The sequence below is a fragment of the Sulfurimonas sp. genome (assembly GCF_014859695.1).
Lineage (GTDB): Bacteria > Campylobacterota > Campylobacteria > Campylobacterales > Sulfurimonadaceae > Sulfurimonas.
In genome coordinates, this window is the sequence record NZ_JACUTS010000003.1 from 26,467 (window position 1) to 42,210 (window position 15,744).

A 15,744-nucleotide genomic window follows, 5' to 3' on the forward strand; every position below is an offset into this window, starting at 1 on the left:
TGGAGAATATATGCCAAGAAGAAAAAAGGCTAGTCCTAAAAAAGAGTCAAAATTTTTAAGAAATGTAGCTTGGATTCTTGCCCTAACGGCAGTTCTTTTGGGCTCATTTATTGCGGGTTATTACGTCGGATACGATAGTGCTAAAAAAGATATAGCACAAAAAGCCAAAGCAAAAGAGGAGAAAAAACTCTCTATGCTAAAAAAGCTTGAAGAGTCAGCTGCTAAAACCAAAGAGTCAGATATTAGCGACAGGCTTAAAGAGGTGCTTAAAAAAGATAGCAAAGCTGCACTTAAAGAGCAGGAGAGTGTTGGGGAATATGAGGATGCTTCGCACGAGGTAGACGGGGATGTTCTGCCAAAACCGCCAAAAAAAGAGGCACTCAAAGGAGTACATAAACCAACACTTGCCATTATTATTGATGATGTAAGTGTACGCTCTCACGTAAATGCCATAAAGAGTTTGAATCTACCTATAACAATGTCTTTTTTGCCGCCAAGTAAGAATAGACCGAATTCTCATACGCTAGCTTCAAAAGAGAGCTTTTATATGGTGCATCTGCCGATGGAGGCAAAGAACTTTGCAAAAGAGGAGCCGTTTACTCTTAAAGTAGGTGATTCTCAGGAGACAATTACGCAAAGAATTGCTGAGATAAAAAGATTATTTCCAAATGTAAAACATATAAACAACCATACCGGTAGCAAGTTTACCTCGAATGAGGGTGCGGTCAACAGGCTTATATATGCATTAGATAAACAAAATATTAATTTTATAGACAGCAGAACCATTGGTTCGACAAAAGTGCCTGCCGTTATGAAGAATTATAGAAAAAAGTATATATCCAGAGACATTTTTTTAGATCATGAGTTTGATAAAGAGTATGTAAAAGAGCAGATAAAAAAAGCGGTTGCATATGCAAAAGAGCACGGAAGTGCGATTGCCATTGGACATCCACACCAAAACACAATTATGGCTATAAGCGAATCGAAAAAACTTCTTGGGGAAGTTGAACTGGTTTTAGTAGATAGGCTTTACTAAATATGAGCAGAGTTCAAGAGAGCGTTCCTGAGCTCTTAGCCATGAAGAGTTATCCAAAAGAACTCTATTATGATGGAGATATTGAACTTTTAAAAAGGGTTAAAGTCTCAATCGTCGGAAGCAGAAAACCTACAAAATACTCTCGTTTATGTATTCAAAAACTCTCATCATCTTTGGCAAAACATGACGTCTGCATTGTAAGCGGAGGGGCGATGGGCATAGATGCAACGGCACATATGGGCGCAGGAAGTGCAAACACAATTGCAGTGCTACCGTGCGGTATAGATTTGCGTTATCCTGCTGTAAATAAAAATCTCTTAAACGATATAGAAAAAAACGGACTTCTGCTTAGCCAATTTGAGGCAGGTTTTCGTGCTACGCCATGGAGTTTTGTGGTAAGAAATGAGCTTGTCGTAGCTCTTGGAGAGGTTCTCGTTGTCGCAGAGGCAGAGCCAGAGAGCGGAACCATGAGAAGTGTAGAGTTTGCCCTAAAGATGGGCAAGAAGATATTTGTACTGCCTCATCGCATAGGGGAGAGTGGCGCGACAAACAGACTTCTTGAAGAGTCAAAAGCTGAGGCGATTTATGATATAGATGCATTTGTAGCAAAATTTTGTGCGTCAAAGAATTTGCAAGAGATAAAAGAGGATGCTTTTATAGAGTTTTGCAGAAATAACCCGACTTATGACGAGGCTCTTCAAAGGTATCCCGAGAGGATTTTTGAAGCAGAGTTGAGCGGAGAAATAGCGATAACAAACGGAAGAATTTTAGTTTTATAAAATAAGCATAGCGTCGCCGTAGGAGTAGAATCTGTACTTCTTCTCGATGGCTGTTTTGTAGAGCTCCTGCGCCTTTTCCAAACCGGTAAAAGAGGCGACGAGCATAAGCAGAGTCGATTTTGGCAGGTGGAAATTTGTAAGTATATGATTGACTCTTTTGGGTTTGTTCTCTGGATGTAAAAAAAGGTTAGCTTCTCCTTTTTGTACCTTCTTTCTTGCATAGAACTCTATGGTTCTTGTGGATGTGGTTCCGATGCTAAGTATCTTTATATCAGAATCCAAAAGTTTTTTTGCCGCGTCCGAGATGGCGTAATACTCGGAGTGCATAGGGTGCTCTGTAATGGTTTCACACTCAACCGGCTTAAATGTTCCGCTTCCTACATGCAGGGTAACATAGGCGTGAGCAAAATTTTTACATACTCTCTCATGCTGCTCTTTTGTAAAATGTAGAGATGCGGTAGGAGCTGCAACTGCACCTTCCTCTTTTGCAAATACGCTCTGGTACTCGCTCTCATCCTCTTTGTTATCTTTTCTTTGGATGTATGGCGGTAGAGGAACGTGACCGATTTTATCTATGATCGGGAGAATCTCTTCAAAACGAAGAGCAGTTGCGTTTTGGTAAAAATTTACAACTCTGCTTCCGTCTTCATGCAACTCTTTTACAATAGCTACTAAATCATCGGTAAAGAAAATCTCGGTGTCAATTTTTACTTTGCCTCTTATGTAGACATTTACATCATGGGCATTCAGGGCTCTGTTAATAAGAAGTTCTATTTTACCGCCGCTCTCTTTTTTACCGAAAAGCCTTGCTTTTATCACTTTTGTGTCGTTAAAAACAAGAGCGCACCCTTTTGGTATAAAACTCTCAAAATCAGAAAATCTCACATGAGAAATCTCATTCGTGGCTCTATCGTAGACAAGAAGTTTTGCGCTATCTCTGGGGTTTGCAGGGTAGGTCGCTATGAGCTCCTTTGGAAGAGAGAAGTCATAGCTTGAGGTTAGAAGTTCTTTGTTACTCACTGTTTTTATTTATCGCTTTTATCTCTTCAAGCAGGTCGATATCTTCATTATCTTCCTCTTCTTCAAGCGGCGGAGCAGGGTTGACCATTTTAACAATCAAGATGGAAATTCCATAGAGTATAACAAGAGGTCCTGCCATAAGCATTTGTGTTAAGACGTCAGGAGGAGTTAGAAGCGCCGCAACTATGAAGATTAGAATAACCGCATATTTGAAAAACTCTCTCATCTGTCTGTCATCAACCATGCCAAGAAGTGCTAAAAAGTAGGCAAAAACAGGAAGTTCAAAAGCGATTCCAAAACCAAACATTATCTTTGTAAAGAAGCCTACGTAATCTTCAATATTTATAAGAGGAGTAAATTTAAAACTACCGAATGTTATAAGAAAATCAAAACCAAAAGGGGTAACAATATAGTAAGCAAACAAAACACCTATTGCAAACATAATAGTTCCGCCGAGGATAAAAGGGATAACCATCTTCTTCTCATTTGCATAAAGAGCAGGTGCAACAAAAGCCCATATCTGGCTAAGTATGATAGGAAGTGCTCCTACTATTGCCGCAAAAAATGAGACTTTGAGTGCTACAAAAAATGCTCCGCCGACTTGATTTGTCGTAACCATTCCATCGGCTGCATGCAGAGATTTTTTACCTACTTCTATAAGTGCTACATTTAGGGGTTCAACAATCCACCCTAAAATCGGCTCATGAAAGTAAAACATTACAAAAAACATTACGACTAAAGAGGCTACCGAAATTGCCAGCCTTTTTCTAAGCTCTACTAAGTGTGGTTTTATCTCATCAAACATCTTTGCTATCTTTTTCTATTTTATCTGTTGTTTGGCTCTTTTTTTTCTTGGCAAAAGTTACCTCTTCATTTTTAGAGGAAGTTTCATCTTTTGGCTTGTCAAACAGACCGCTCTCTCCAATGTTGTCATCTTCAAGAGTTGTGAGTTTTGCTGCCATTTTTTTAATGTTTGTTGCATCTTTTACTTGGTTTGAAGCATTTTGAAGCTCTTTTTTATACGATAACGCTTCATCTTTCATGCTCTTTACATTGAGCTCATCTTCAAACGACTCTTTCATGCTTCCTATAGTGTTTTTTGCATTTCTAAAAAATTTAGCTATCTCTACCATCGCACTTGGAAGCTTGTCGGGACCAAGAAACAGGATGGCTATAACGGCTATAATAAGTATCTCAGTAAAACCCATACCAAACATAAAAAATCCTCAAAATTATATAAGGTGACGATTTTATCTAAAGAATAATTAAACTACGATATAAACAGAGCAATCTCGTCTGCTAAAAGGTACTCTTTGTTATAAAAAGTATCATCTTTTATTATTAATTTATTTTCTTGAACTAAAAGCTCAGCTCTCTTTAGCTCCTCTTGATTCAAAATGTTTTGTGCGACTCCAACAGATGAGCGAAATCCCAAAAATATCTGCTCTGTTTTTTTATCCTCAGACTCAAGCTGCTCTGTTTTTATATCCAGAGGATTTTTTATATACTCCTCGATATCCGTAGTGGGGTAGTATCTTTGCATGCCAAGTTTGCCGACAGCTCCGCTTCCAAGTCCTATGTAATCTTTATAGTGCCAATACCCAAGGTTGTGCGCACTTTTATATAAGCCGAAGTTGCTTATCTCATACTGCTCAAAGCCAAAGTCTGTGATTTTCTTGAAAAACCAAGAGGTAAGCTTTAGTCTCTCTTTTGACATCTGCGGTTTTTTCTCAAAAGGAGTTCCCTCTTCTATGGTCAGTGCATAGGCGCTTAGATGGTTAATGGGAAGTGAAAGGGCAGTTTTTAGATCATTTTCTAAAAGCTCTTTCGTGTCTCCGAGTGTTGCGTAGATGAGGTCAAGAGAAATATTTTCAAACCCTGCTTTTTTTGCATTTAAAACAGCCTCTTTTGCCTGAGTAGAAGTGTGTGCACGGTTCAGCAGTTTTAGTTTTGCATCATCAAAACTCTGCACGCCGAAGCTGATTCTGTTGACGCCGAGTTTTCGCATGCCTCTTAGCCATTCTTCGGTTGCGCTGTTTGGATTTGCTTCACTTGTTATCTCGATGTTTTCGCCCAGATAAGGTTTTAGCATCTCAAAGAGTTTTTCATAGTGTTTTGGCGCTACGGTTGAGGGAGTTCCGCCGCCTATAAAGAGTGACTCTATCTCTTTTGGCGCTACCTGAAATCTCTTTAGTTCAAATGCAAGCTGCTCACAAAGTGCCTGCATATAGTCTTCTTTTAGGTGGAACTTGTCAACGTAAGAGTTAAACGCACAGTAGTAACATTTTGAGTCACAAAAGGGAATGTGTATGTAAAGTAGCAAATAGTATCTCCTGATTTATAGGGTGAATTATAGCTATATTTTCTATCTTAGTAGATTTTAATTAATATAAATTAAAGCATTCTACGTTAAAGTGACATATTTTTTTATATTTAAACTGTGGAAAGTGTCTAAAAATGGCAAAGCTAGAAAATTATTTAACGCAAATAGCGGATCTTTACGAGAAGAGCGATGATTGTCAAAAAAGTTCTATTGTGGCTGCAATAGAGACAATTTTAAACGCTAAAAAAGATGTAGCTATAGAAATAGATGAGATTTCGGCTCTGCCAAATAGAGCATCTTTGATGAGAGAGATTTCGCTGCTTCAGGATGAAGCTATGCTTGTAATACTCCATATAAATCAGATTGAGGCAATAAAACAGCTCTACGGCTTTGAGATGGTTCAAGATATTATCTCAAATAAAGCAGAAACTCTAAAAAATCTTATAAAAGACAGCGATGCATCCCTCTATAGTATAAATCTTCAGAAGTTTGCACTATTGGTGAAGAGTAAAAAACTTTTTGATAAGTATCTCTCGATTTTAAAATTTTCTATTTTCAATAATATAGAGAGCTTTACATATACAAGCTGTGACGGCTCAAGAGTAATCTCCGATTTTACTGCAGGAATCTCTTACGGCATAGAGCATCTTCATCACAGTGCAAATGTGGCACTCCAAGAGGCGATGGTTTCAAAACTCTCGTATAAGATATATAATATAAATCCAGAGTGTACGACTTTAGAAAAATCTAACCTAGATAAATATCAGGTATATAAAGATGCCCTCCACAACGGATACATAGTTCCATATTTTCAGCCTATAATAGACTCAAGAGACGGCTCCATCATGAAGTATGAGGCACTTGCAAGGCTTCAGCTTCCAGATGGCAGAGTCGTCCAGCCGTATGATTTTTTAAGCATAGCAATCGAAGATAGAACTTTTGAGTTTTTTACCAGACAGATGATGCAAAAGGTCTTTAACGTATATGATAAAACGTATGTCGAAATTTCTATGAATTTGACATACGAGAATATAAAATCTCAGACAATGCTTGAGTATATAAAAAACAGGCTCGAGAAGTACGGCGGCGAGAGAATTACGTTTGAGATTGTGGAGACAGAAGAGATAGACGACTATGAAGTAGTAGAGAATTTTATTTTAATGATCAAAGAGTATGGATGCAAAATATCTATAGATGATTTTGGATCAGGTTACTCAAACTTTACAAATCTAATAAAGCTAAATATAGATTTTATAAAAATTGACGGCACACTTATAATAAAATTGCTTAGCGATGAAAAAGCAAGATTGATGGTTCAGTGGCTTATACAGTTTGCAAAAAACATAAATATAAAGAGTATTGCAGAGTTTGTCTGCTCACATGAGATATCTGAGTGCGTAAAAAAGCTTGGAGTTGATTATCTTCAGGGGTATTATCATGGAGAGCCAAAAGAGGCTAAATTTTACGGATTAGCGTAAATACCGACTCTCTTTTGTCTTAAAAACTCTCTATTTTTTAGAGAGATTGCTTAGCGTATCTATAATCTCGTCCATTTTGTGGCTTATACGGCTTACTTCGCCTGAGATGTCGTTCACGTCACTTGCATTTTTGTTTAGTGCATCAGAGCTCTCAGAGATGGATTGAATAAGAACATTTGTCGTTGCAGATGTCTCAGCAAGACTTTTTTGGGTTCTCTCCGCAAGTTTACGAACTTCATCCGCAACAACCGCAAATCCTCTTCCATGCTCACCCGCACGCGCTGCTTCAATGGCTGCATTGAGTGCTAGAAGATTTGTCTGCTCTGCAATGTCGCCGATGGTTGCTAGAATAGTTTTTGTCTCATTTGCATTTGTAACAAGTGTTTGAAGATTCTCTACCATATCGTTCTCTTTGTGAGCAACGTTATGAATTCTATCAACAGCACTGTTTATCATCTCTTTTAGCTCTTTGATTGTACTGTTTGTAATTGTTGCGATGGTCTCGTTTAGTCTGTCTGAAGACTCAACTATCGTATTTTGACTCTCTTGATTTTTTTGCTCCATATTTTGGAGGGATTCTCCAAGAGAGTTAATGTTGTTTAAGAGGTCTGCCATTTTAGCTTCTACATCTATTTTGCTTCTTGTAGAGAATGAGCCCTCAGAAAACTTTTGAAGCGTAGCTATTGCATTGTCAAGATTTTTCTCGGAAGAGCCCAGCATATTGTTAAGAGAGTTTCTAAGGACGTGAACATAAGGAGTCTTTGAATCAGAACCGATTCTGCAAGAGTAGTGACCCTTTGCAACTTTATCTGTAAGAAGAACCATCTCTCCGGCTACTCTAGTATCTTCAAGTACTGAATTCTGGTATGTTGTAGCAATTTTATTGAAGTTTTTTTCGGCTTCATCGGTTGCATTTTCGTCTACTCTGACTTTATTTCTTTTAAACTCCATCATCTCAATAAGTTCTAATCTTTTTTGATTTAGAGCTTTGGTCTCATTGGCGTTTTTTTGCAGATTAAGTAAAATCACGACCACAAAAGCAACAACCGCAAGAGATGCTTGTATGATGTTTGAGTCCGTTAAAAACAGAGAACCTATTAAGAGTAGAAAAGCTATTGAGATGATTGTGTTTTTTAATCTGTTGTTCATTTTAAAATTCCTATCTTAATGTTTTATAGAGCGCTTCGGCTTCTTCAATCTCTTGCTTTGAGGGCTTTCTTCTGCATGAGAGATATGTCTGCTCTTTTCTGGTTGTATCATACATCGGATATACCGTTGCAAAAACCCAGTAAAAACCTCCATCTTTGGTTCTGTTTTTTACATAACCGCTCCAAATCTTGTCACTCTTTATGGTCTCCCAAAGATCTTTGAAAGCGGCTTTTGGCATATCGGGATGGCGGACAACATTGTGTGGCTTGCCTACAAGCTCATCTATGGTGTAGCCGGCAATTTTACAAAAGTCATCATTTGCAAAAATAATAATACCCTTTGCATTAGTTTGAGAAACTAAAAAATCATCATTTTTTAATATATACTCTTGCATTGTCTACCTTTATATAATAATATAGTCACAATAGTAACATAAATAAGTTAAAGCCACAGCAACTACTTATAATTCTTTTTTTATAAGAGACTTTTTTATATGAAATTAGTTTATTTTAATGGCATATTTTGTATAATCGCGCCAATACTACTATCAAGTGAGATAATGAACAAAAAAGATTTATACCGTCCCAATGTAGCGATGATTATCGTCTCAAGCAGATATCCGCATACAAAAGAGATTTTCTTGGCACAGAGAAATGATCTACTCGATGTCTGGCAGTTTCCTCAAGGCGGAATAGATGAAGGCGAAGAGGTTCAAGAAGCCCTTTTTCGCGAGCTTCTAGAGGAGATAGGTACGGACAAGGTAGAGGTAATCGCCGAGTTTCCGGAGTGGATTTCTTACGATTTTCCTTCAAGAATTGCCGAAACTATGAAACCGTTTATCGGTCAAAAGCAGAAATATTTTTTGGTAAAACTCCATGAGAGCGCGACTATAAATATTCATACAGATGAGCCCGAATTTAGCGACTATAAATTTGTAACTGCGGATGAGGCGCTAAACATGAGCGCTAGTTTTAAAAAAGATGTGTATGAGAGCGTAATAGGTTATTTTAAAAAAGAGGGATTATTGTAGATGTTAATAGTTCAAAAATTTGGCGGAACGAGTGTCGGCGATTTAGATCGCATCCAAAATGTAGCTAACAGGGTTGCAAAAACAAAAAAAGCCGGAAATGACGTAGTTGTTGTCGTCTCAGCGATGAGCGGGGAGACAAATAAGCTTGTCTCATACGCGGAGCACTTTTCAAAAAATCCCTCACGCGCAGAGATGGATATGCTGCTGAGTTCCGGCGAGAGAGTCACTGCCTCGCTGCTGGCTATCGCTCTAAGCGAGATGGGCTTTGATGCGCTCTCAATGACTGGAAGAAAAGCGGGCATTGTTACTGACAATATCCATACAAAAGCGCGCATTGAGGTTATAAACCCAATAGCCATGAATGAGGCTATAGCAGAGGGAAAAATTGTCGTAGTAGCAGGCTTTCAGGGAATATCGCAAGATGGAAACGTAACTACGCTCGGACGCGGCGGAAGCGATCTCTCTGCAGTTGCCATAGCGGGTGCGCTAAGGGCGGATTTGTGTGAGATATATACGGATGTAAGCGGAATCTTTACGACCGACCCTAGAATTGAGCCAAAAGCAAAAAAGCTTGAGAAGATTTCATACGACGAGATGCTGGAACTTGCCTCTTTGGGCGCTAAAGTTCTTCAAAACCGCTCGGTAGAACTGGCTAAAAAATTAAACGTAAATCTAGTAACAAGAACAAGCTTCTCTGATGAAGAGGGAACATTAATAACCAAGGAAGAAAGTATCATGGAAAAACCGTTAGTAAGTGGAATTGCGCTCGATAAAAATCAGGCTCGTGTCTCTTTGGTAGGCGTAAAAGATAGACCTGGAATAGCATCGGATATATTTACAAAGCTCTCAAACAACAGTGTAAACATAGATATGATTATCCAAAACGTCGGACATGACGGCAAGGCGAATATCGACTTTACAGTTCCTGTGGGTGATTTGAGTGATGCTAAAAAAGTTATGGATAAATTTGTAGATGATGCTGAGGTGGATGAAGCTTCTTATGATGAGAACATCTGCAAAGTCTCAATAGTAGGCGTTGGAATGAAGTCTCACACCGGTGTGGCTGCAAAGGCATTCTCAACCATGGCAAGAGAGAATATAAATATAAATATGATTTCAACTTCAGAGATAAAAGTCTCAATGGTTATAGATGAGAAGTACGCAGAACTCGCCGTTAGAAGCCTCCACGCTGCTTATGAGTTAGACAAGTAGTCTAAATGCAAGAGTTTGCACAGTGGAGCTTGGATGCCATAAGAGAAGAGGGGGGCTGTTTTAGCTGGCTTGAAGAGCAGCGATTTGACTGGACGACCACAACTTCTCAAGCGTTAGAGCAGATACTTAGCGGCAAAACAATCATACTGATAACGGATGAGAAGAGAAGGTGGCTTGAGAGCTACATTCTTGATAGTCTAAACGGTTCTCAGATGGATAGACCTCTCTTGCCTATAGTAAGCATAGATAGCATGTACAGACACTACAACAGTGTTAGCGGCGGAGAGATGCTTGACGTAGTTGAAGATATGATATCTTTGGCACATAAAGATGATTACTTTTTTTGGTACATAGGCAAGGGTGACGATAAAAGAGCTGACCTTGCAAAAAGAAAAGATACTAGCTACTTTTGGATTTTTGATGAAGAGTATATTAACGCTTTTACTCTAAAATCGTACGATAAGCTACTTGACATAAAACTGCTTCAGCTCTATCGTCTCTTTAATGCATCTCTTAATGCAACGATGTTTGGAGAAGTTGATGTCGGTTCATGAGTCACAAAAAGGGTATATCTTAATCTCCTCAAATATAGAGTCTGAGCATCAGAGAATAAAAGAGGAGTTAAAACCAAATAGAGTCGTCGGTTTTATAGAGGATGAGTTTAAGATAGAGCATGCAAAAGCTGTGGTTGCAGAGGCGTATATCAGCGAAGCAGAGACAAAATACCTAGTCCTAGGGGCTAACAACTTTAATAACATATCGCAAAACTCTCTTTTAAAACTTCTAGAAGAGCCTCCAAGAAATATAGAACTTATCATTATATCTCCAACAAAATCAAACCTCCTTGCAACCGTTCGCTCAAGAATGCCCATAGTAAAAGGGGAGAAAAAGAGCGAAGCAGCGCTTATTGAACTCAACCTCTCTCGTATAAGCTACCAAGAGGTTTTTGAGTTTTTAAAAACAAATGCCAGAGTAAAAAAGAGCGAAGCCAAGGTGCTTATTGAAGCGCTTTATCATAGGGCGGTTGTTGTTGAAAAACTAATGCCTACCTCTGCGCAGCTTCAAAATTTCGACAAAGCTTATAGGCTTTTGGAGTTAAACTCCAGACCGCAGAGTGTTTTGGCAATGGTAATTATGAGTTTTGTAGGAGAAAAAAATGCGAATTGAGCTTTTGTCAAACAGCATACAGATGCACAGATATTTAAAAGAGTTAGGCGTAGATGGCGGAGGCATAGCGATTTTGGGGGCAAAAGCAACGCACTATACTGTCTACATCAGAGATTTGCATGTGGGTGCGGCAAATATCTTAAAACAGGATGCTCTTAGCGTTGGAGCCGACCTAGCGGTACCGCGCGGAACAGTTATGGCACAAACTCCGTATGTTAATTGCATACTTATAGCAACGGCTAGAGAGCTTGAGGTTCTTAGTAAAAAAGAGCTCGCCCAGCCATTTGGACTCAAAGATGTGGCGAAAAAACTCCAAGAGATTTTAAAGATTAAAAAACCCTCTAAAGTTGAGATTATGGGTGTTATAAACGCAAATGAAGACAGCTTTTACTCAGAGTCAAGATTTAACGGCAGTGCGGCGGCAGAAGCAATAGAGCAGATGATAGATGATGGGGCAGATATTATAGACATCGGCGGGGTTTCATCCGCTCCTAACTCTCTGTACGTAGATAAAGATGAGGAGTTTAGAAGATTAAAACCTCTGTTTGAAGCTATCAAAAAGGCAAAACTCTACAATAAGACAAAGTTTAGCATCGACAGCTACGAGCCTGAAGTTATAACATGCGCGCTTAAGAGCGGGTTTGAGATTGTCAATGATATTACTGGGCTTGCAAATGATAATATCTCCAAAATCTGCGCAAGCAATAATGCAAGTGCTGTTATTATGCATATGCAAGGAGCTCCGCAGACAATGCAACATGAGCCGAAATATGATAATATACTAAGTGATATATACTCCTTTTTTGAGCAAAGAGTAGCAAGAGCAGAGTTTTTAAATGTTAAAAACATAACACTTGACGTCGGCATAGGATTTGGCAAAACTTTGGAGCACAACCTACTGCTTATTAAACATTTAGGGCACTTCTTAACGCTTGGCAAACCTCTGCTTATCGGTGCTTCAAGAAAGTCTATGATAGATAAAATCTCTGCATCTTCGCCGCAAGACAGACTAGCGGGAACATTGGCACTTCATCTAGAAGCTGTAAAAAACGGAGCTTCAATTATACGCGTACATGACGTAAAAGAGCATGTTCAGGCGCTAAAGGTGCAAGAAGCACTAAGTACGATATAAAAGGGGCGGGGTAGATATGATTTTTCCAAAGGTAGGAAGTATAGCGACAACTTCTGTTATCTCCATAGAGATAGATAGCAAAATTTCCGATGCTATAAAAAAGATGTTTAGTAATGATCACAGAAATATATTGGTCACGGATGGCAACGTTTTTCGTATTATGAGAGTGACGGATATTTTAAATATGAAGTCGAGAGGCGTAGATATGGAGAGCTCTTTGAAAAACGTAGAGTTGTCTTTGGTTCCTATCGTAAATAAAGAAAGAACAGTTCTGCATACGCTTGAGTACTTAAATTGTGAAGTAGAGTATATATGCGTGGTTGATGATGAGGGTGAGCTTTATGGACTTATTTCTCATACCGACATTGTAAGCAGCATAGACCCCGATACTCTGATGGATAACTTTTGCCTTCTTGACTTTTTAAAATTGGGAAAAAGAGCTAAATGGGTAAGCAAAGATCTGAAAACTTCTCAACTTCTTTGTGATATGGCAAAAAAATCTTTTGAGAGCGTGATAATCGTTGAAGATTTAAAACCTATTGGAATATTTACTACCAAAGATGTTATTCGTGTTATTGAAAGAAACGATGATTTAAATAAACCTATCAGTAGCTATATGTCTTCGCCCGTAGAGACCATAGGAAAAGATTGCTCGGTTAAAGAGGCTTTGGAGTTTCTAAAAAAGAAACATTATAAAAGAGTAGTTGTTGTTGATGATGAGGGAAAAATATCCGGAGTCATATCTCAAAAAGAGTTGATTGCCACAACCTACTCAAGATGGGCACTCTTAACAAAAGAGTATCAAAAAGAGCTCGATGATATTAATACCGACCTTGTGAAGAAAAATATAAAATACAAAGAGATGGCATCGAGAGACCAGCTTACAAATCTATACAATAGACATAAATTTTTAAAGCTGTTTCAATCATCGCACCGTACAATGGTGGAGAGAGAAAATGAGATGTCTCTAGTAATGGTTGATATAGACAATTTTAAAAACATAAACGACACACACGGTCATAATGTCGGAGACAGTGTAATAGTTAAGATTTCTCAGCTTTTAGTCGAGAAGCTAAGAAATATAGATATAGTATGCAGATGGGGAGGCGAGGAGTTTGTTATTCTTCTTCCTGCTGTAAATATTGATAATGCTGCAATGCTTGCTGAAAAACTAAGAAGCTCTATAGAGGAGTTGGAGATAGAAGATATCGCAAATGTTACGGCAAGTTTCGGAGTCTCTTGCGTACAAGTAGATGATGATATTCACAATGTTGTAAATAGAGCAGATATTGCTCTTTACTCTGCCAAAGCTTCGGGAAGAAATTGTGTAGAAAAAGCGAGCTCAAGAGCTGCTTTAGAGGAGAGCTTCCACAATTAATGCGGAAGCTCTTTAGAAAAATTACTCTATTTCAGCGTCTATTACGTCGTCCTCTTCTTTTTTCTTTTTAGCATCAGCAGCACCTGCTTCACCGCCTTGCTCTTTTTTGTACATCTGCTCAGCCATTTTATGACTTGCTTCTGTTAGAGTTTTTACTTTTGCTTCGATTTGCTCTTTTGTAGAATTTTCATCTTTTAGAGTATCTTTAAGCTCAGTTATAGCGCTCTCTATATTGGCTTTTTCTTCAGCTTCGATTTTATCGCCCATTTCTCCAAGAGACTTTTCAGTCTGTGCAATTAACGCATCCGCTTGGTTTTTAAGCTCAACCAACTCTTTTCTTTTTATATCTTCAGCTTTATGAGCTTCTGCATCTTGAACCATTTTGTTAATCTCTTCTTCACTAAGTCCAGAGCTTCCAGAGATTGTGATTGACTGTGATTTGCCTGTACCTTTGTCTGTTGAGCTAACAGTTAAAATACCGTTTGCATCAATGTCAAATGTAACCTCGATTTGAGGTACTCCTCTTGGAGCCGCTGCAATATTGCCTAGTTCAAACAGACCAAGTGATTTGTTATCTTTTGCAAACTCTCTCTCACCTTGGACAACCGAGATGCTAACAGCAGGCTGGTTGTCTTCTGCAGTTGAGAAGATTTGAGATTTTTTAACCGGAATAGTTGTACCTTTTTCGATTATCTTGGTAGCAACTCCGCCTAAAGTCTCGATTCCGAGTGAAAGTGGAGTTACATCAAGAAGAAGAACGTCTTTAACGTCTCCTCTTAAAACACCGCCTTGGATTGCTGCACCAGCTGCTACAACTTCATCAGGGTTTACGCTCTTGTTTAGAGTTTTGCCGCCGAAGTACTCAGAGACCATTTTTTGAGCAAGTGGAACACGGATTGAACCACCCACCATGATAATCTCTTTGATAGCGTTGTTGTCTAAACCAGACTCTTTCATGGCTGTTTTAATGTGATCGATTGTCTCTTCAACAAGATTCTCAATCATGCTCTCAAATTTCGCACGAGTAAGTTTGGTAACAAGGTGCTGTGGTCCAGCTTCTGTCATAGTGATAAACGGAAGGTTAATCTCTGTTTCAGTTGAGCTAGATAACTCTTTTTTAGCATTTTCAGCAGCATCTTTTAGACGTTGCAACGCCATTTTGTCGTTTTTAAGGTCAATCCCGTGTGTGTTTTTGAACTCACTGTTTAGATAATCAACGATTTTGTTGTCAAAGTCGTCTCCACCTAAAAATGCGTTTCCGTCAGTCGAGAGAACTTCAAAAGTACCTTCGCTAATCTCCAAAACAGTAACGTCAAAAGTTCCGCCGCCCAAGTCGTAAACAAGTACATTCTCATCATTTTTGCTATCTAGTCCATAAGCAAGAGCAGAAGCCGTCGGCTCGTTGATGATACGTAAAACATTAAGTCCAGCGATAGTTCCTGCATCTTTGGTTGCTTTTCTCTGTGCATCATTGAAGTATGCAGGAACCGTGATAACCGCGTCTGTTACGGTAGAACCCAAGTAAGCTTCTGCATCCTCTTTTAGTTTGCTAAGAATCTTAGCCGAAATCTCTTGAGGAGTGTAGATCTTTCCTGCAACATCAACTGCCGCCATGCCGTCTTTGTCTACAATGTTGTACGTTACTTTGTCGTGAGCCGCCTTAGCGTTCTCTTCGCTCATCATAAGACCCATAATTCTCTTGATAGAAGAGATAGTTTTGTTTGGGTTTGTAATAGCTTGACGTTTTGCAGGATCTCCTACTAAAACCTCACCTTTGTCTGTAAATGCAACAACTGAAGGAGTTGTGTTTTTTCCCTCTTTGTTTGGGATGATTTTCGCCTCACCGCCCTCATAAACTGCTACACATGAATTTGTTGTTCCTAAATCTATACCGATAACTTTGCTCATTTAATTTCCTTTATTTTATTTCATAAAATGAAGCAAATTATTCGCTCCATTTGTTAGTCCGTAAAAGGAACGCATCCCTTTTACTCCGCTTGCGCCGCTGAGGCGACTGAAGTTAGATACTTGCGTATCTTT

16 protein-coding genes are annotated in these 15,744 nt (G+C 38.8%); 9 read left to right on the top strand and 7 right to left on the bottom strand.

The window, feature by feature from the left end; all coding sequences use genetic code 11:
* Nucleotides 1-10 precede the first annotated feature (10 nt).
* Together IBX42_RS01355 and IBX42_RS01360 are read left to right on the top strand one after the other, a co-directional pair.
* Complete coding sequence (locus tag IBX42_RS01355; RefSeq protein ID WP_294927642.1) at nt 11-1,036, top strand: divergent polysaccharide deacetylase family protein; 1,026 nt, start codon at nt 11-13, stop codon at nt 1,034-1,036.
* Between the two features lie 2 nt (nt 1,037-1,038).
* Complete coding sequence (locus tag IBX42_RS01360) at nt 1,039-1,815, top strand: DNA-processing protein DprA (RefSeq protein WP_294927645.1); 777 nt, start codon at nt 1,039-1,041, stop codon at nt 1,813-1,815.
* Here IBX42_RS01360 and queA read toward each other — a convergent pair.
* From queA to hemW, 4 genes are read right to left on the bottom strand one after another with little or no spacing between them, the layout of a single operon-like run.
* On the bottom strand, nt 1,810-2,835 hold the full coding sequence (gene queA, locus IBX42_RS01365; protein ID WP_294927649.1) for a tRNA preQ1(34) S-adenosylmethionine ribosyltransferase-isomerase QueA: 1,026 nt from the start codon (nt 2,833-2,835) through the stop codon (nt 1,810-1,812). The two genes, IBX42_RS01360 and queA, sit on opposite strands and share 6 nt — an antisense overlap.
* Complete coding sequence (tatC, locus tag IBX42_RS01370) at nt 2,828-3,640, bottom strand: twin-arginine translocase subunit TatC (RefSeq protein WP_294927652.1); 813 nt, start codon at nt 3,638-3,640, stop codon at nt 2,828-2,830. Before tatC ends, queA begins: the two co-directional genes overlap by 8 nt.
* Nucleotides 3,633-4,052, bottom strand: coding sequence for a Sec-independent protein translocase protein TatB (gene tatB / locus IBX42_RS01375; RefSeq protein WP_294927655.1), 420 nt, complete (start codon nt 4,050-4,052; stop codon nt 3,633-3,635). The genes tatC and tatB overlap by 8 nt, the downstream gene beginning before the upstream one ends.
* A gap of 53 nt (nt 4,053-4,105) precedes the next feature.
* A complete protein-coding gene (gene hemW / locus IBX42_RS01380; protein WP_294927658.1) occupies nt 4,106-5,158 on the bottom strand; it encodes a radical SAM family heme chaperone HemW in 1,053 nt (350 codons plus the stop codon).
* A gap of 134 nt (nt 5,159-5,292) precedes the next feature.
* Here hemW and IBX42_RS01385 point away from each other — a divergent pair, with 134 nt between their 5' ends.
* Complete coding sequence (locus IBX42_RS01385; protein WP_294927661.1) at nt 5,293-6,636, top strand: EAL domain-containing protein; 1,344 nt, start codon at nt 5,293-5,295, stop codon at nt 6,634-6,636.
* A 30-nt stretch (nt 6,637-6,666) separates the two neighbouring features.
* Here IBX42_RS01385 and IBX42_RS01390 read toward each other — a convergent pair whose 3' ends face one another.
* Both IBX42_RS01390 and IBX42_RS01395 read right to left on the bottom strand, forming a co-directional pair.
* A complete protein-coding gene (locus tag IBX42_RS01390; RefSeq protein ID WP_294927664.1) occupies nt 6,667-7,785 on the bottom strand; it encodes a methyl-accepting chemotaxis protein in 1,119 nt (372 codons plus the stop codon).
* 10 nt (nt 7,786-7,795) lie between these two features.
* Nucleotides 7,796-8,179, bottom strand: coding sequence for a PAS domain-containing protein (locus tag IBX42_RS01395; protein WP_294927666.1), 384 nt, complete (start codon nt 8,177-8,179; stop codon nt 7,796-7,798).
* Between the two features lie 165 nt (nt 8,180-8,344).
* Here IBX42_RS01395 and IBX42_RS01400 point away from each other — a divergent pair, with 165 nt between their 5' ends.
* Genes IBX42_RS01400 through IBX42_RS01425 form a run of 6 tightly spaced genes read left to right on the top strand, consistent with a single transcriptional unit; the run spans nt 8,345 to nt 13,704 of the window.
* Nucleotides 8,345-8,815, top strand: a complete 471-nt coding sequence (locus IBX42_RS01400; protein ID WP_294927669.1) for an RNA pyrophosphohydrolase — start codon at nt 8,345-8,347, stop codon at nt 8,813-8,815.
* A complete protein-coding gene (locus IBX42_RS01405; protein WP_294927672.1) occupies nt 8,816-10,027 on the top strand; it encodes an aspartate kinase in 1,212 nt (403 codons plus the stop codon).
* A gap of 5 nt (nt 10,028-10,032) precedes the next feature.
* Nucleotides 10,033-10,581 (top strand): HobA family DNA replication regulator, encoded by a 549-nt coding sequence (locus IBX42_RS01410; protein WP_294927674.1) that lies wholly within the window; start codon nt 10,033-10,035, stop codon nt 10,579-10,581.
* Entirely contained in the window at nt 10,544-11,194 is a 651-nt protein-coding gene (locus IBX42_RS01415) for a DNA polymerase III subunit delta' (RefSeq protein WP_294927677.1), read from the top strand. Before IBX42_RS01410 ends, IBX42_RS01415 begins: the two co-directional genes overlap by 38 nt.
* Nucleotides 11,184-12,326, top strand: a complete 1,143-nt coding sequence (gene folP / locus IBX42_RS01420; RefSeq protein ID WP_294927680.1) for a dihydropteroate synthase — start codon at nt 11,184-11,186, stop codon at nt 12,324-12,326. The genes IBX42_RS01415 and folP overlap by 11 nt, the downstream gene beginning before the upstream one ends.
* Nucleotides 12,327-12,342: 16 nt before the next feature.
* Entirely contained in the window at nt 12,343-13,704 is a 1,362-nt protein-coding gene (locus tag IBX42_RS01425) for a diguanylate cyclase (protein ID WP_294927683.1), read from the top strand.
* A gap of 21 nt (nt 13,705-13,725) precedes the next feature.
* Here IBX42_RS01425 and dnaK read toward each other — a convergent pair whose 3' ends face one another.
* Complete coding sequence (gene dnaK, locus IBX42_RS01430) at nt 13,726-15,612, bottom strand: molecular chaperone DnaK (RefSeq protein ID WP_294927686.1); 1,887 nt, start codon at nt 15,610-15,612, stop codon at nt 13,726-13,728.
* Nucleotides 15,613-15,744 lie beyond the last annotated feature (132 nt).

Excerpts from the sequence above, each read along its gene's own strand:
- IBX42_RS01360 (WP_294927645.1), top strand. The coding sequence starts at position 1,039 with ATGAGCAGAGTTCAAGAGAGCGTTCCTGAGCTCTTAGCCATGAAGAGT.
- tatC (WP_294927652.1), bottom strand. The coding sequence starts at position 3,640 with ATGTTTGATGAGATAAAACCACACTTAGTAGAGCTTAGAAAAAGGCTG.
- IBX42_RS01415 (WP_294927677.1), top strand. The coding sequence starts at position 10,544 with ATGCAACGATGTTTGGAGAAGTTGATGTCGGTTCATGAGTCACAAAAA.
- IBX42_RS01355 (WP_294927642.1), top strand. The coding sequence starts at position 11 with ATGCCAAGAAGAAAAAAGGCTAGTCCTAAAAAAGAGTCAAAATTTTTA.
- IBX42_RS01400 (WP_294927669.1), top strand. The coding sequence starts at position 8,345 with ATGAACAAAAAAGATTTATACCGTCCCAATGTAGCGATGATTATCGTC.
- IBX42_RS01385 (WP_294927661.1), top strand. The coding sequence starts at position 5,293 with ATGGCAAAGCTAGAAAATTATTTAACGCAAATAGCGGATCTTTACGAG.
- IBX42_RS01410 (WP_294927674.1), top strand. The coding sequence starts at position 10,033 with ATGCAAGAGTTTGCACAGTGGAGCTTGGATGCCATAAGAGAAGAGGGG.
- IBX42_RS01425 (WP_294927683.1), top strand. The coding sequence starts at position 12,343 with ATGATTTTTCCAAAGGTAGGAAGTATAGCGACAACTTCTGTTATCTCC.
- IBX42_RS01390 (WP_294927664.1), bottom strand. The coding sequence starts at position 7,785 with ATGAACAACAGATTAAAAAACACAATCATCTCAATAGCTTTTCTACTC.
- folP (WP_294927680.1), top strand. The coding sequence starts at position 11,184 with ATGCGAATTGAGCTTTTGTCAAACAGCATACAGATGCACAGATATTTA.
- IBX42_RS01395 (WP_294927666.1), bottom strand. The coding sequence starts at position 8,179 with ATGCAAGAGTATATATTAAAAAATGATGATTTTTTAGTTTCTCAAACT.
- dnaK (WP_294927686.1), bottom strand. The coding sequence starts at position 15,612 with ATGAGCAAAGTTATCGGTATAGATTTAGGAACAACAAATTCATGTGTA.
- tatB (WP_294927655.1), bottom strand. The coding sequence starts at position 4,052 with ATGTTTGGTATGGGTTTTACTGAGATACTTATTATAGCCGTTATAGCC.
- IBX42_RS01405 (WP_294927672.1), top strand. The coding sequence starts at position 8,816 with ATGTTAATAGTTCAAAAATTTGGCGGAACGAGTGTCGGCGATTTAGAT.